The sequence below is a fragment of the Bacteroidia bacterium genome, from assembly GCA_041391665.1.
Taxonomy (GTDB): Bacteria; Bacteroidota; Bacteroidia; order J057; family J057; genus JAGQVA01.
On sequence record JAWKNO010000001.1, the window covers coordinates 1,762,846 to 1,778,586 of the forward strand.

General features: G+C 45.0%; 15 protein-coding genes. 4 read left to right on the top strand and 11 right to left on the bottom strand.

Annotated elements, in window-relative coordinates; translation table 11 throughout:
• Positions 1–30: 30 nt before the first annotated feature.
• The 7 genes from R3D00_07455 to R3D00_07485 form a co-directional block, all read right to left on the bottom strand.
• Positions 31–876 (bottom strand): hypothetical protein, encoded by an 846-nt coding sequence (locus R3D00_07455; GenBank protein MEZ4773001.1) that lies wholly within the window; start codon positions 874–876, stop codon positions 31–33.
• Between the two features lie 274 nt (positions 877–1,150).
• Complete coding sequence (locus R3D00_07460) at positions 1,151–1,690, bottom strand: OmpH family outer membrane protein (GenBank protein ID MEZ4773002.1); 540 nt, start codon at positions 1,688–1,690, stop codon at positions 1,151–1,153.
• A gap of 129 nt (positions 1,691–1,819) precedes the next feature.
• Positions 1,820–2,365, bottom strand: coding sequence for an OmpH family outer membrane protein (locus R3D00_07465; protein MEZ4773003.1), 546 nt, complete (start codon positions 2,363–2,365; stop codon positions 1,820–1,822).
• A 72-nt stretch (positions 2,366–2,437) separates the two neighbouring features.
• Positions 2,438–2,965 (bottom strand): OmpH family outer membrane protein, encoded by a 528-nt coding sequence (locus R3D00_07470; protein MEZ4773004.1) that lies wholly within the window; start codon positions 2,963–2,965, stop codon positions 2,438–2,440.
• 263 nt (positions 2,966–3,228) lie between these two features.
• Entirely contained in the window at positions 3,229–5,721 is a 2,493-nt protein-coding gene (gene bamA / locus R3D00_07475; GenBank protein MEZ4773005.1) for an outer membrane protein assembly factor BamA, read from the bottom strand.
• On the bottom strand, positions 5,721–6,467 hold the full coding sequence (locus R3D00_07480) for an isoprenyl transferase (GenBank protein MEZ4773006.1): 747 nt from the start codon (positions 6,465–6,467) through the stop codon (positions 5,721–5,723). Before R3D00_07480 ends, bamA begins: the two co-directional genes overlap by 1 nt.
• A 229-nt stretch (positions 6,468–6,696) precedes the next feature.
• Entirely contained in the window at positions 6,697–7,545 is an 849-nt protein-coding gene (locus R3D00_07485; GenBank protein MEZ4773007.1) for a DUF6089 family protein, read from the bottom strand.
• 452 nt (positions 7,546–7,997) lie between these two features.
• On the opposite strand from R3D00_07485, the gene R3D00_07490 reads away from it, so the two are divergent.
• Complete coding sequence (locus R3D00_07490; protein MEZ4773008.1) at positions 7,998–8,996, top strand: Ig-like domain-containing protein; 999 nt, start codon at positions 7,998–8,000, stop codon at positions 8,994–8,996.
• Between the two features lie 3 nt (positions 8,997–8,999).
• On the opposite strand, the gene R3D00_07495 is transcribed toward R3D00_07490, so the two are convergent.
• Genes R3D00_07495 through R3D00_07505 form a run of 3 tightly spaced genes read right to left on the bottom strand, consistent with a single transcriptional unit; the run spans position 9,000 to position 10,123 of the window.
• Positions 9,000–9,500: a succinylglutamate desuccinylase/aspartoacylase family protein gene (locus R3D00_07495; GenBank protein ID MEZ4773009.1), complete on the bottom strand. Its 501-nt coding sequence runs from the start codon at positions 9,498–9,500 to the stop codon at positions 9,000–9,002.
• Positions 9,501–9,506: 6 nt separating this feature from the next.
• Positions 9,507–9,716, bottom strand: coding sequence for a hypothetical protein (locus R3D00_07500; protein ID MEZ4773010.1), 210 nt, complete (start codon positions 9,714–9,716; stop codon positions 9,507–9,509).
• Positions 9,717–9,721: 5 nt separating this feature from the next.
• A complete protein-coding gene (locus R3D00_07505) occupies positions 9,722–10,123 on the bottom strand; it encodes a hypothetical protein (GenBank protein ID MEZ4773011.1) in 402 nt (133 codons plus the stop codon).
• 93 nt (positions 10,124–10,216) lie between these two features.
• Here R3D00_07505 and R3D00_07510 point away from each other — a divergent pair, with 93 nt between their 5' ends.
• The 3 genes from R3D00_07510 to R3D00_07520 all read left to right on the top strand — a co-directional run bounded on the left by R3D00_07510 (position 10,217) and on the right by R3D00_07520 (position 13,027).
• Positions 10,217–10,951 carry a TIGR00730 family Rossman fold protein gene (locus R3D00_07510; GenBank protein MEZ4773012.1) on the top strand — a complete coding sequence of 245 codons (735 nt, stop codon included), beginning with the start codon at positions 10,217–10,219 and terminating at the stop codon, positions 10,949–10,951.
• A 9-nt stretch (positions 10,952–10,960) separates the two neighbouring features.
• Positions 10,961–11,824, top strand: coding sequence for a mechanosensitive ion channel (locus tag R3D00_07515; protein MEZ4773013.1), 864 nt, complete (start codon positions 10,961–10,963; stop codon positions 11,822–11,824).
• A gap of 159 nt (positions 11,825–11,983) precedes the next feature.
• Positions 11,984–13,027: an SMP-30/gluconolactonase/LRE family protein gene (locus tag R3D00_07520; GenBank protein MEZ4773014.1), complete on the top strand. Its 1,044-nt coding sequence runs from the start codon at positions 11,984–11,986 to the stop codon at positions 13,025–13,027.
• A gap of 119 nt (positions 13,028–13,146) precedes the next feature.
• Here R3D00_07520 and R3D00_07525 read toward each other — a convergent pair whose 3' ends face one another.
• Positions 13,147–15,582 carry a DUF5060 domain-containing protein gene (locus tag R3D00_07525; GenBank protein ID MEZ4773015.1) on the bottom strand — a complete coding sequence of 812 codons (2,436 nt, stop codon included), beginning with the start codon at positions 15,580–15,582 and terminating at the stop codon, positions 13,147–13,149.
• Positions 15,583–15,741: the final 159 nt, after the last annotated feature.

The following is a 15,741-nucleotide window of genomic DNA, read 5'->3' on the forward strand; positions in this document are numbered from 1 at the left end:
TTTGGGAAGGAACGCACAGCGGGAAGCAGGTTAAAAGGAAAAATCTAATATTATAGCGGCAGAAACCAGCCGGTCATTGTCAGGGCTTTGCTGGTTGTCAGGCAGCCATTGCTGTCCGTCAAGGAGATCATCTCCTACGAATAAATATTTCCCTTCGAAGCCCAGCGAAATCATATCCGAAAGGCTAAATCTAACCCCTCCGCCTACAACAAAACCCGTATTGATTATATAATTGCCAAACTGGCTACTATTGATCTGATCGCGTTGTGCGAGGGTTTCATAGGAATTATCCAGCATTTCTTTAAGATCCAGCCGTGTGGTGGCAGGATCGGAAATATCTATATTTTCATATGTGTAGATCGCATTTGTAGATTCATTCCAGACATTGGTAGAAGTCTGGTAAAATTGAAAGCCCATACCAGCCAGTGCGTATAAGTCCCAGCCTTCGGCTCCTTCCTGGCTGAAAATCCGGTTGAGATTGATTTTGAAGAGAAAGTCCATCTCGTGGTATTTCATTTTATAATTGAGAAATACCTGGCTGGTGCTATCGTAAAAATAGGTGGAATCGGATTCCCCGTTAAGGGCAGAATTGAAGCGAAACCCTCCGGTAGGTGAGACGTCCAGTCCGGAGGCAGACCCTGTGCGGTAGCCTACTCTGAAGTCAAGTGCCCGGGATACAGATTTTTGTACAAATAATCCGCCTTCGAAAGCAGGAAGATCTGTTTTCACATCGCCATTCACAACTGCTACGCCCAGATTTATGCCCAGAGACCAGTTTCCCTGACGAGGTTCTTTTACCCCATAGTATTGGGCGTGGAGTGGGAGCGTGGATGCCAGAAAAAAAATGGTTGTGTATATCGTGGCGTATAATCGCATATTCGAATATTTTGGTCTTCTGTGTAAATGTACACAGGTTTTGATAAAATTGAGAAGTAATTGAAATAAAAGAAAACACATGATTTATCCTGAATTTTGGAGATGAGGCAGGTATAAACCCCAGGAAAACCCCGGCCATGAAACCGAATACACGACCTTCGCCGATTACCCATACAACATCTGAGGAAGCTCCGACGCTACCATAAAAAAAAGCCGCTGAAATTCAGCGGCTTCAAGAATGTAAATTTTGCAGTAAAAACTGACTAACAGAAGATTATTGTCCTTCCGGAATTTTAATTCCAAGACGTGTCATCAGCTTCTGTGTAAGATCATGCTCTTCTGGTCCATGAAGGACGATAGATACACCCGAACCATCGACAGTGTTGAGGATGTAATCATAACCTTCAGCGGTGGCAAGAGCCTTCAACTGAGTTTGCATCTTCGTTACAATCGGGTCCAGAAGATCCTGACGTTTTTTCATCAGGTTTTCCTGAGCAGTTGCAGATTGCTTTTGAATTTCTTCATCCAGTTTGAGCAATTCTGCTTCACGGCTTTCTTTATCAGCTTGAGTAAGTTTTCCTTCCTGCTCCAGTTGAAGATATTCCGTATATTTTTGTTGGGCGTATTGCTGTTTTACCTGTAACTGCTCTCCCAGTTTTTTCTCGTATGTCTGGAGCGTTTGGTTCATGGTTTTGGTTTCTGGCATATATACGAGAATCATCTCAATATTTGCATACCCGATTTTCTGGGCGAAAGTGGTTCCCGTCAGCCCAAACCCAACCAGAAGAATAATTGCTAATGTCTTCAGCCTCATAGTTTTCAAGTTAAAAGTAGTCGAAGATATTCTTTGATGGCCGCAAAGGTACAAAGAAATATCAGTTTTTAATCAGGTTTTTATCAGGCAAAATGTATCTGCCTGATGAAGAACGGCAAGGAGCGGGAATTATTTATTTCCGTCTGTAACTTCTGGAAGTTTGATTCCCAGTTTATCGAGCAAATCTTTGGTGATATTGTCTTTATCCGGAGCCTGAAGCAGGACTGAGTTGCCATTAGTGGCAGAATTGAGGATATAATCCAGCTTTTTAGCTTCAGCAATTTCTTTAATGAACTTTTCGATTTTTTCGAGAATCGGAGCCATAAGGTCCTGTTGTTTCTGAATAAGTTTCTGTTCAGAATCGGCCTGGAGTTTCTGAAGTTCAGTCTGAAGTCTTCTGAGTTCATCTTCATCAGGTTTTAATTCTTCCTCAGAAGCACCTGCCGCTCCTTTTTCCTGATACTCCTGTAGCTTGAGTTGGAAATAGTCGTCCTTTGTTTTGAGGGATTGTCCCAGCTTTTGCTGATAGCTCTGAAGCTGTTGATTCATGGATTTTGTCTCAGGCATCACAGAGAGTACAGCTTCCAGGTTTACATATCCAATGGTATGTTGTCCTGCGACAGTCCCACAGTAAAGAAGAAAAAGTCCGGTAATAATAAATAGTCGCTGATTCATTGTTTCGTTTATAGATTGATTTTTGAAGCAAAAGCCGAAAGTTCAATTGGCCTTCGGCTTTTCCTTATCCATTTAGTTATTGCCACCCTGGACAAAACCCAGCTCGGCAAGTACATCATTGCTCAGGTCGTAGGTAGAATTGGTATAAAGCCAGGTAACTTCTCCTGCTTTGTCGAATACCAGATCAAAACGTTTTTGTTTGGCTATATTTTCGACCGCACGGAAAACCTTGTCCTGAATCGGCTTCACTTTGCTTTCCTGAAGGGTAAACAATTCCCCGCTATAGCCAAATTTTTTTTCGCGATATTCTTTGGCTTCTCTTTCTGCCTGGAATATTTCGTCTTGTTTTTCCTGTTTTACATCTTCCGGCAAAAGCACTTCCTGAGCCTGATAGTCGGCATACATCCGCTCAATCTCCTGGTATTTGGTTTCCAGTTCCTGTTGCCATTTCTGAGATACACGCTCTATTTCATCCTGCGCAGACTTATATTCGGGTATTTTGCCCATGATAAATTCTGAATCTACGTAGGCTACTTTTTGTGCCAGACTCATTGAAGTAGCTGCAATGAGTATCAAAACGAGCGATAAGACTTTTTTCATAATTCTTTTTGTTTGATTGTACATAAGGGGATGGCTGTTTAAACGTTCCCGGTTATTTTAACGCAATTTATGTACAATTCACTGGTTCATTGATAATCAACCCTTCACAGTTGATAACAAAATAAACACGGTCTTAACATTTTACAGCGCAAAATAGCTAAGATTGCGGCTCTCTGCAAATTCCGGGGCATCATTAACGTTTTGGTAACAGTTTGCCGGATCCTACTTTAACAGTTGAATCCGGCAAAATTTATCTCAGTTGATCAGAACTGCTGTCCGATAATAAAGTGGAACTGGCTTCGCTCGTCTTTATTGGTCTGGTCAAATCCATACCCCCAGTCAAGTCCCAACAGCCCGACCATCGGCAGCATTACCCTTACCCCTGCACCTGCGGCTCGTTTCAGGTTAAAAGGATTGTACGCTCTGAAGTTGTCAAATCCATTTCCTGCTTCAAGGAATGCGAGTACCCAAACCGGCGCAGACTGGTTGAGCGTAATCGGGTATCGAAGCTCCATAATGAAGCGGTTGTAGATCGGATACCCGTTTCCATTGTTGGTGATGGAGTTGTTGGGATAACCGCGCAGGGCGATAATCTCACGACCATCCAATCCCCAGAAACCAGTACCAATCATACCTGATCCTCCCAGGAAGTATCTTTCAAACGGAGAGATGCCCAGTTTTTTATTGTAAGACCCAAGGTATGCGGCTTCAATTTTGGTGCTGAGTACCATATCTCCGAATATTCGGAAAAACCAGTTGCTGTTGAAGCGCCATTTATGATATTCAAGCAGGTTGTATTTCTGTCCGTCGGTCATTTCCGAATAATCTTTCTCTTTGCCAAAGCGTGACCAGGGTGGGGTAGCTTCTATAGAGAAAGACATAATAGAACCGCTTCGCGGGTAGATCGGCGCGTCCACGCTGCTTCGGTCAAATGACTGACGCAGGGTAATAATATTGATAAACGCCGTGTTTTCCCCTTCAAATCCCGGGAATACCTGGGCTGGTTGCAGGATGTCGTAATATTTGTAGCCAATGGATGTGCGGGAGGTGAAAAAGTCATCGGGGAACTTCAGCCTGCGGCCGTAATCAATGGAAGTATTAAAAATACTGTTCCGGTAAGGGTCAAGTGAATTGATATTCTGATATACCAGATACGAACCATTGATACCGAGGGAATTGGGTTTTTTACCACCGAGCCACGGCTCAATAAAGGAAACCGAGAAGTTTTTATACCCAACCCCATTCATCTGGAAGGCGAGGCTGAGACGCTGTCCATCACCAGATGGCACTGGCCGCCAGGCGCCCGGCTCAAAAATGCGGCGAGAGGAGAAGTTGTTAAATGCCAGCTGAACCGTGCCTACAAAACCACCGGCAATAACATCACCTCTGGAGTTGCGGATACGTCCACCCCAGCCACCCTGAAGCTGAAGCTGGTCAGAAGGTCGTTCTTCTACCGTATATTTTATATCAACTGTGCCGGTATTCTGGTTGGGAATGGGGACTACGCCGAGTTTTTCCTGATCAAAATAGTTGAGTGCAAGGATTTCCCGCTGGCTGCGGATGATATCCGATCTGCTAAATTTGGCACCGGGCGAGGTGCGAAGCTCACGGCGAATAACAAAATCACTGGTTTTGGTATTGCCTTCAATGATAATCTTGCGGATTGTCGCCTGGGGCCCTTCCGACATGCGCATTTCGAGGTCAATGGAATCGCCTTCTACGAGTACTTCGACCGGGACAAGGTTAAAAAACAGGTATCCGTCGTCGAGGTAAAGCGAACTGAGGTCAGCGCCATTGGGATCACCAAAAAGTTTGGATTGAATTTTGGAGCTGCTGTAAACATCGCCCTTTTTGATGCCGAGTGCTGAAGCGAGGAATTCCGAATTGTATTTATAGTTACCAGACCACTCAATATTGCGGTGATAGTACTTAATACCTTCGTAAACATTTATTTCCACAATCAGTTTTCCTTCTTTGTTGAAGTACGCGGTATCTGATTCTACCAGTGCATCGCGATAACCCGCATCGTTGTAGGCTTTGATCAGGCCATCGTGCGCTTCTTCAAACTGTTTGGGCACATATTTGGATCTTGCCCAGATTCTCCACCAGGCTTTTTCATTGACTTTTTTGAGTTTGGCTTTAACTTTTTTGTCAGTGAAAGCAGTATTGCCATTGACGATAAGTTCTTCAATTTTGACGCGGGATCCTTTATCTACTTTAATATTTACCGTAACACCATTTTTGAGAATTTTATCTGGTTCGGCCTGAATGTCAACAGCGATATTGTAGAAACCTTTTTCCACATAAAAATTGCGGATGACCCTTTCTGCCGATTTCTCTTTGGATTCGGTGAGGATGGTCCCACGGATGAAGTTGATTTTTTCACGAAGGTCATCGGCCTGAGCTTTGGAAATACCTTCGAAAGAAAACTGAGAGATTCGTGGTCGTTCTTTTACTTCAATCACAAGGAAGATGGTATTCCCGGTGATGTTATCTACCCGTATTCGGACATCGGAGAATATATTCTCTTTCCAGAGTCGTTTGATGACATCAGAGACCTGAAGTCCGGGAACGGTAATGGCTTCCCCGATTTTCAGGCCGCTAAGGCTGACAATGGCATTTTTGTCGCTATACTCTGCACCTTCAACCTCTAGTCCGGCGAGGATATAGGTTTGCGGATTGTCGTAGTCAAATTGTGCCTTCGCCAATGGAAGAAACAAAAAGGCTATAAAGCCCAGAACAAACAGTTTTTTCATCAGTTACTTTGAATTTGTTCACTAATCTTGCCGAATCTTCTTTCTCTTCCCTGAAAGTCTGCAATCGCTTCATAGAGGTCTTCCCTTCGGAAGTCTGGCCAGAGTTTTTCGGTAAAAAATATCTCCGAATAGGCGATTTCCCATAAAAGAAAATTGCTGATCCGGTATTCTCCGGAAGTGCGGATGAGTAATTCAGGATCGGGAATACCGGCCGTACTCAGCGATTGATGGATAACCAGGTCGTTGATATCCTCAGGCTGTAGCTCTCCTTTTTTGACTGCTTCCGCAATCTTTTTTACAGCATCCGTGATATCTGTCCTCGATCCGTAACTCAGTGCCAGCGTGAGCGTCATCCGCTGGTTGGCGGCTGTGATTTTCATCGCTTCTGAAAGCATTTGCTGGCAGTTTCCGGGAAGCCGGTGAATATGGCCGATGGCGTTGAGCCTGACATTATTGTCAATCAGCGTCGGGGTTTCTGCCTGGATGGTTTTCATCAGCAATTGCATCAGCGCAGTCACTTCAGTTTTCGGGCGATTCCAGTTTTCAGTAGAAAATGCAAATAACGTAAGAAACTCAATTCCCAGCTCTGCTGCTGCTTCGGTTGTATCCCGCACAGCTTTAATGGCCGATTTATGTCCGAAAACCCGGGCATTTCCTTTGGTCCTTGCCCATCTTCCATTCCCATCCATAATAATTGCAATATGTTTGGGAAGATTATTCGGATCGATCTGTTCCTTAAAGCTCATGAAAGAATGTATCGGCTTAATGTAGTTGAATAACGAGATAATTTTCAGGCAGTTGCCCGAATTCAAGCGCTACAAAGCTAATAAATTGCCTCCGGCAGAAAAAGGAATATTTCTTCTCTTCGACAATAAGAGGAAATTGGCGCATGAAAGGTTGCATGAAACAAAAAAAGAGGTTTATCTGAAACCAGATAAACCTCTGTGTTTTTTTGGGGGGAAATGGCCCAATAGCTTAGAATTGAGGGCATTTCACCCAGTCGAGGATATAGTTGACTCTGACAATGGTAAAGATATACCAGTCGGTCTGGGTGCGATCACCTCTGATTCCGTTGACGTTTGCTGCTCCGTCAGGATAGGTAGCGAGATCTATTCTGTCAGAAAGCAAGGCAGCGGTTGGGTTTTGAGCCCTTAGTTCCTCCAGATCCGGGTACAATCCGCTTACGTCGTCAAGATAATCTGTAAATGTTTTTCTGAAGCCGGTCTCAAGTTCCAGATCCAGATTTTTGGAGATGGCAAAACGCACGCCGGCACCCAGAGGCACAGCAAACTGTGTGAGCGCATAGGGGGTCGGGTACCGACCATCGGGATTAGGGAGAAACTGGCCTTCTGTACCCATAGGCTGGAGGTCATACCACCGTCCATTGAGTTGAGCCTGTGGATTAAACGTAAAAACAGATGCACCGCCAAAAACATAGGGCGTATAGATCGGCCGGTAGGCATAGTTTCGGTCTGTCGGCACAAAATCAAATACAACCTGGAAGCTGGCTTCGGTAATTGGCGTACGGAAGCTCAGGTTTCTCCGGTTACGCTGGAGATTATTGGAGGAAGCATCGGTAGCATTGGCATAACCTCTGTAAAAACCCAGCCGGGCACTCATAAAGGGGTTAAACCTGTAAGACCCGTCAATTCCTACTCCAACCTTCGTAAATTTGAAAGTCAGGTCATCGTCGAGATCGCCGAGATAGTTGGTTGCGCCGGCAGCTACGCCTACACGAAAGTACCCGTACCGAAACTGAGCGGACAGGTTGGTGGCAATAAAGAGCGCCAGTGAGGTAACAAAAATTAACTTCAGATCCTTCATGCGAAGTTTTGATTTATCCGGTGAATGGTGATAACAACAGTAACTTTTTTTATGCCGGGCGTCCAAAGTTAATTATATGTACATGGATTTTCCAAAGTAATCATCGCCATTAGCTGGATTTTGATCAGAATTCCATAAATGATAATTTACCGGAAACCGAAATGAAAAAAAGTTAAAAAAAACTAAATGTCGAAATTTAAATCTGTAAACAACTTACATAGGCAGATATTTCATTTCTTCAAGTTGAAGGCGGGCTTTGGTTTTTCTACTTTATCAATAAATGTACCAAATCACAGCGTACCCTAACAATAAGACATAAACCATCAACGATAACCGGGCGCGAATCCGTATATTTGTGATGGGTTAGTTTTAAATTTCTGCATCAGAATTCTAAGTCCATGGTATCATCGGTCTCTTCTGGAATATATTTACCGAAATTTCGGGGATTACGGGTGATTTTTTTTATATTTTTTCCCGCCTCCCTGTTCGCACAGCGTCCTTATATCTCTGCTTCTTTTCCCCGAAATGGTGCTACCAATATCGAATGCAATTCTTTTATCTCAGTTTCTGTCCAATTTCCCTCTGAAGGTAAAATTCTGGATCCCGTAACGCTTACGCCATTTTCTGTAAGGTTATTTCCCAAAAACGAACCTTCCGCTGCAATCGCTGCCCGGCTACAATATAATCCTGAATTTCGCACCCTTACCCTCACGCCCATGGAATTGCTCGAATCTCGCATGGCGTATGTTTTTGAGGTTACCGAAAATCTTGTCGATGAAAGGGGGTTTGGATTTATGCCTTACCGCTTGACCTTTTATACCGGTGACTGTCTCCCGGAGCCGGAAGTTGCACCGGATGATTCGGTTTCTGAAATTTTTATCGCTGAAGATTCGGTGATTCCGCCTATCACCTGGCTGGACCAATGGTATGCTTACCGGCGGGGTGATTCGATTGAAGTGCGGTGGCGAATGGTTCAGGAGTATATGAATGCTGATTTTACGATAGACCGGTCGGCAGATGGAAAGGTGTTCGAAATTCTTGACCGGGTTGATTCCCGTGGTGATAGCTATACACCGCAATATTATTCCTGGATGGATACCCTGCCCAATGAGGGAAATAATTTTTATCGGCTTACCCTTGCCGATATTTATGGAAAACTGGCTTATACGGATACGATTTCGGTATTTATACGGAAGGTGAGATTTCGCAAAACTACGCTGAAGGAAGGCGACCCTCTGTATGTAGATTTTGTCATCAATCAAAAAACAACCATGGCGTTTGTGCTTAAGTCCGGGGCCGATGAAATCCTGATCCGGAGAGCAGGTGCTATTCCCGCAGGTATCCAGGAACGGGCAATTTCTCTGGGCGACACACCGCCGGGGCGTTATCTGGCGGTTCTTCGCACGCCGGAAGACACCTTGATTGAAGAAGTGCTGATTCAGGCAGATTGAGATCTATTTCCGGATAATACCGAGATGGAGAATTCTTGATCCGGTCTGATTTACCGGATTTACACTTTTTCCAATGACAATACCTCTTTCCGGGGCAAAGTATTCACTCATCACATCACCAAAAACATTTCTGACAATCGCTATCCGCTGATCTTTTTCTACAATTTGTGTTACTGAAGGGAATACTTCCAAAATTCCTCCATGATCGGTATAAAGCCAATAAGAACTTTCACAGATGACCGTAGGGGTTTCGGGTTGTTCGATCTCTCCTTCCGCCATGTTGAGAAATACGAGCAGATTGTGGATACCCGAAAGGCTGGAGCGTATCATACCTTTTTGGAATTTATGGGGGTTTCCCACTTCCAGGGTTATCGCCGGAATGGAATGATCTGCCGCCGCACCACGCAGGGTACCGTCTCTCGGCGGGTTGTGTCTGATACATACCTCTATTTGTCTTTCATCCTGGACGCGAATTATGATTCTGCGTAAATTTCGTTGATCAATGCTTCATCATTGTTGAGCGAGCGAAAGAGCCGGTTGCGGAGTTTTCCTTTTTGATTGATCAGGGTCGCACCACGAAGAATGGCTGCTATCCAGTTTATCAACCAGCGGACTTCTCGCACGCCTGGCATAGACGGCCAACGGGCGAATGCCTTTCTCAAGACTCCCCAGCATCATCCGGATATCCGCTACATAGGTATGGTTGCTGTTATTGGGCATGGTTCCTACATGGAAAAGTTTGCCCAGGTACCCCTTATATAAATATGATATCCCCCCTGCTCCTGATTTTCATCGAGCAGAGGCATAGATTTGTGGCCGGATGGGCAGGAATTGGTTTCGATTACCACCATCTTCCGCTCACCTTTGGCATTGGTAACATGAAATAAGTCCGCGCCTGAATGTAAAAGATAGCGGGGTTTGTAATCTAAAAGTTCTGCGAGATGTTTTTTATTGACGCTGGGGTTGAGATGGCCAAACCTTTTGATGATTTTTGCGGTACTTAGGTTCATGAAATAAGCTACCATGGGATGAATTTGGGCATTTAACGCTTTTGCATACCAGTGGTTGGAAGGCTCAAACTCTCCCGGCTGAATAATTTTTGTCTTTTCAATATTGACTGAGGGCATTTGGCGGGTTATTATCGCTTAAATTTGACGTCAAAGATTCCTGCGGAAAATTTGACAAAGCAGATTAATTTTCATGTGTGATAAGATTAAGAAATGACTACTAAAGATTTGGACAGGACTTCTGAACAATATTTTCTGGAAGGCCCCAGAAGTCGTACGGATGAGTTTTTTCGTGTGATCAGAATTGCAGGAGAGTTTATAAGAGGTTTCCGTAAACTGCATTTTGCCGGCCCATGTGTCACCGTTTTTGGTTCTGCCAGGTTTAAAGAGGACAATCCCTACTATGGCTACGCAAGAGAGATCAGCGGGAGAATCTCCAAACTGGGATTTTCCATTATGACCGGCGGCGGGCCTGGGATCATGGAGGCCGCAAACAGGGGCGCCAAAGAGGCGGGGGGCACATCTATTGGGTGTAATATTATTTTACCCCATGAGCAGCATCCCAATCCTTATCTGGATATCAGCATAGATTTCCGCTATTTTTTTGTGCGGAAAGTGTTATTGCTGAAGTATTCATATGCATTTGTGGTAATGCCTGGCGGCGCTGGTACACTTGATGAATTGTTTGAAACACTCACGCTTGTGCAAACCGGAAAAATCAAAAACTTTCCGATCGTACTTTTTGGCACCGATTACTGGAAAAACCTTGTAGAATTGATGGAAAGAATGGAGGAGGAAGGCACGATTTCCCCGGGTGATAAAGACCTTTTTTTACTCACAGATGATATCGAAACAGCAGTTGAACACGTAAAAAAAGCACTCAATTCAGACTTTGGAATAGTAAAAAAAACAGGACGACCACGGCGTCAGTGGTGGCTTGGAGAATAACCTATACGAATGAAACCTAAATCTATATTTGTTTTTTTGGTAAAGCTGTTATTGTTGACGGGGATGATTTATGTCCAGACCGTATATCCTAACCTCAATGAAAAACTGCATTTGCCCATTAATCTGCCTCAGGCAATATTTTTCTTCTTTATTACTCATCTGGTCTTTGACTTTGTGCGAATTATTCTTACGACATTTTATTTCCGGAAACACAATCTGCCGCGTTACACACGCGACAATTTTACTATCGGTACCCGACAACTGGCGATGATCGTCGATATTGTGACTTTCATATTTTCCGGACTGGTGTTGTTTAATATCGAAATCGTTCAGGCACTTACAGCCATCAGTATCTTTGCCGCGGCCATTGCGATTTTGTCCAAAGACTACATTTCCAATATGATCAATGGGTTGATTATGATGTTTTCCAATCAGATTTCGATCAACGATTATGTCCAGATCGGCGACAACAAAGGCAATGTCATCGATATGAACCTGATCAATCTACATATTTTGAATGACGATGATGACTTGATTTTTATTCCCAACAGCATTGTCCTCACCACTACGGTCGTCAACTACACCAAACGCGCCATCAACCGGGTGAGTATAGAATTTGAGATGGCATTCACTCATCTCAAGAATATTGAAGACCTGGAAAATTATCTCGCAGGTAGTCTGGAAAATTATAAATCGCAGATTGTGGAGGACAGTTTCAGCCTTCGTACCAGAGAAATCAGGAAAGATCTGGCGCTGATGAAATTTCAGTTTATCCTTGGTCATAGCAATGGCGATGCACTGGCTTTGGAAAGAGAAATCCGCCGGCAAATCAACCGAAAAATTGTTGAATACCTCGATATGAATAACGGCTGAGCAAATCGTCGGTGAAATGGCTTTTGGAAGGAAGGTAAGACCTTGGTAGCTCTCGCGAAGCCTGTGTGTTCATTGTGGATGATATCTTCTTTGGGAATTTATTAAATCTTGCTACTTATCACAAACAGACCTTATATTAGGGTAAATACTTCTACTCCTATGCAAAAGATTATCACGCCTTTACTCTTTATGCTGTGTGTGGCTTTCAGTTGCAACTCTGGCACAGAGCCTAAAACCACAGATGAAAAATCAACCACGACTTACCCGCATACGGGTAAAATTGAACGACTAGACCCCACATTTGACGATATTGTTGGGGCCGATGCTGCCATCGAAATTCTCGCCGACAGTTTTGACTGGTGTGAAGGCCCGCTTTGGCTTCCTACCCGGCAGGCACTCATTTTTTCTGATATTCCGCCAAACACAATCTTTATGTGGAAAGAAGGCGAAGGGAAAAGTGTATTTTTAAAACCTGCCGGATATACGGGCGATGATCCCCGCCTGGGCGAGCAAGGTTCCAACGGACTTATGCTCGACCCACAGGGCAGGCTTGTATTGTGCCAGCACGGCGACCGCCGCATGGCGGTCATGACAGCCTCACTTGATGCGCCCAAACCCGAATTTGAAACGCTTGCAGACAATTACGAAGGTAAACGCCTCAACAGCCCCAATGACGGTGTTTTCCACAGTAGTGGCGCACTCTATTTCACTGATCCGCCATACGGGCTTGAAAATGGGGTAAATGATTCACTCAAAGAAATTCCTTTTCAGGGTGTATATCGCCGTGCTCCTGACGGCACAGTTACTCTTCTGACCGACGAACTCAGCCGCCCCAATGGAATTGCTTTTTCGCCTGACGAAAAAATCCTCTATGTCGCCAACTCCGACCCCGGGCGGGCGATCTGGATGGCTTATGACGTACTTGACGATGGCTCCATCGCCAATGGCCATGTGTTTGCTGATGTAACTTCGCTGGTTCCCACTGCCGCCGGTCTTCCCGATGGAATGAAGGTGGATGAAAAAGGGAATATTTTCGCTACCGGCCCCGGTGGTGTGCTGGTATTTAGGCCTGATGGCAAACATCTTGGTACGATCATGACAGGACAAGCTACTTCCAACTGCGCCTTCGGCGATGATGGGAGCAGCCTGTATATGACGGCTGACATGTTTTTGATGCGCATTAAGCTAAAAACCAAAGGGTAATATTTCCGAAGGAGTTTTAAACACAAGAGCACAAAGAAGTCACGAGGTTCACTAAGGACACCCTTGAGTTCTTTGTGCCTTATTTGTGTGCCTTATGGGTAATTAACTGCATAATTCCTTCATCGAATCACCAGTGGTTGCACGCCGGACATATTGTCCATGTCGATCCTGAGCCAGTAAACGCCTGCTGTCAGATTACCCGGCAGAGAAATATCGATGATTTCCGCGTATGTTTCCTGTGCAGAAAGAGCTGCAACAGGTCTTCCTGCCACATCCAGAAGCGTGAACTGTGGCCTTTCTTTCGAAGATTTGAAGCGTACATGAATCATTTCGCCTGCGATTGCCGGGTTGGGATACAGGCTGAATGTCTCTCCTCCCATATCCCTGTCAATGGCAACATTGCTGTATTCTTCATCCACCCGGAAGGCGAGATCCCAGTCGAGTTTGGGCACATTGATTTGCAACTGGTTGTTGGTGGCAAATGCAGGTGCACCGAGAACAATCGCCCCTGTAAGGCAATTATACCATTTGACGTAATAGGCTCCGTCTTTAAAGCCATTGACAGTTACCTGCGCATTGAAAACAGAACCAGGTTTTCCATTGGCAGCAATATATTGGTGGTTGTAGTTGTTGCTGTACACCCACCCGCCGGCATGGATGCTGTCTGCCGATACCAGTGCATACACATCCACGGCTGAACCTGCATTGGTAAAGGTATAGGATGAAATAGTGATCCAGTCCGTACCGGTATTATCCACTTTGATTGAATGCGCACCTGCCGGAACATTGATCGAATAGCTCTGGTTGATTTGGGCCGCTTGTTCAAGCTGTTTTGTCCCATCCAGCCAAATGGCGATTTTGGGATCTGTACCTGCGGCACCTCCTGTTCTGACGGTAAACTGACCCGGATCACCATAGGTAATCTGAAAGGTTGGAGGGGATCGGAATTCAGTATTCCACTGAGAACCATACATGTATTGAGCGAGGCTTGCATCGGCGGGAGAAAGGGTTCCTCCCTGGTTGATGGTGATATTGGCCGTTGCTATTTCTCCCCAGTTCAGACTTGGCGTGAGAACAAGATCTCCCGGAGCACCTGCAACGAAGGCATCCGCAGGGGCCATATTTTGAGCGACAAAAGGTATTTCTTCTGAAACTGCAACTACTGGTTTAAAGTGATAATAGAGGTTTTTGGGATGAATATAACTATCCCACCACCAGGTCATGGCCGTACCCAGTCCGCCACCAAAAATAGCAGCCCAAAGGGAGTTGTGGATATGTACCCCGTCAGGGTCCTGATTGCTGATGGAACTGGAGCCTCCCAGACCAAATTCGCCGGAAAGCGTGGGTTTGTCGTACTGGTCGAGATACGAAGTGATGCCTTTTACAACCACTCTTTCGATATGCGGGGTGTTGAGGTAGAAATGAGTTTGCGTAATATCCATATCCGGAGCGGTCCAGATAGCAGGATCATTTTTGTCATTGGAAAAGCTGGTGGTAACGATATGGCCGTAAGGATCAATGGATTTTATGTATGCAGCCATTTCGTCGTGCCAGTCGGAAACGTCTCCTTTGTGCAGATCAAAGTTGTCGGTGAGATCTACTTCGTTAAACAGTTCCCAGGCCATAATACTGCGGGCATACCCCCATCGTGCAACAACATACCGGAACCGGTTTTTGGTATGGGCTTTCGCTGTCGGATTGGAAAAGAAGTCCCAGGTATTTTGACAGGGACCACCGAGGTTGGCATTGTAGGGATTGTCTGACCAGTTGGGGTTGGTCTGGGCAGAAACCTGTCCGTGATGCTGGAGGCAGAGCATGACATATACACCGTTTTGCGCGCAGTAGTCAAATAGCCAATCCTGATAGCGGGAATTGAATTCCTTGTATTTGCGCAGGCCGAGAAAACTGTCGCTGCCATTTCTCCACTCGATACCCAGCCCCCAGTGTGCGTGCCAGAGCCGGAAGAAGTTGGCGTTGTTGGTAATCAGTCCACCCACCCAGTTGGTATAATCGACAAAAGGATTGGAGACCTGCCAGGCGATATTTTCCCCGACAGGGATGTATTGATCACCATTGTCAAATTGAAGATATCGCGTAGCACCAGTTTTGACAAAACCCTTATTCTTCGGATTTGAAGCGATATCACAGGTAAAATTTTGTGCGGTAAACGCGCCTGTACCAGAGTTGTCGGTAACGGAGACCACATACGTCCAGATACCCGTCTCATGGGGGGAGAATCTGACGCGGAAACCTTCGGTTCCATTGTCGTTGAGCGTGCCGGCACCTGTAAGGGTATAATCTTTCATAAAAAAACCATCCACAATCTGTTGGTCACCAGAGGGAGAAGTAAAGGTGGCAAACACCCTGATCTGATCGTAGTCGTAGGGGTTGGTATAATTGGCGGTCAGGCTTACCGATACCTCAAATTTTTCGTATTGTCCGACAACCGTAGCAGCGGGCGTAACACCATTGATAGAGGGCAAAGCAAACATAAATGCCGGTTGGAGGGAAAATATAATTGCAGTATAAATCAGGCGCGTATAATGTTTTTTCATAGCTTTAGGGTAAGAATGTGTAATCTTTCTACAAGGTATTTACCCATGACAAGATTTACATCCGTGTCTGTCATGGTTTGGGGGGATTTGCCGTAAAACACATATTCAAATAATTTGTGTGGGAGGAAAAAAGTATTGAAATTAAGACCATAAGGTTGA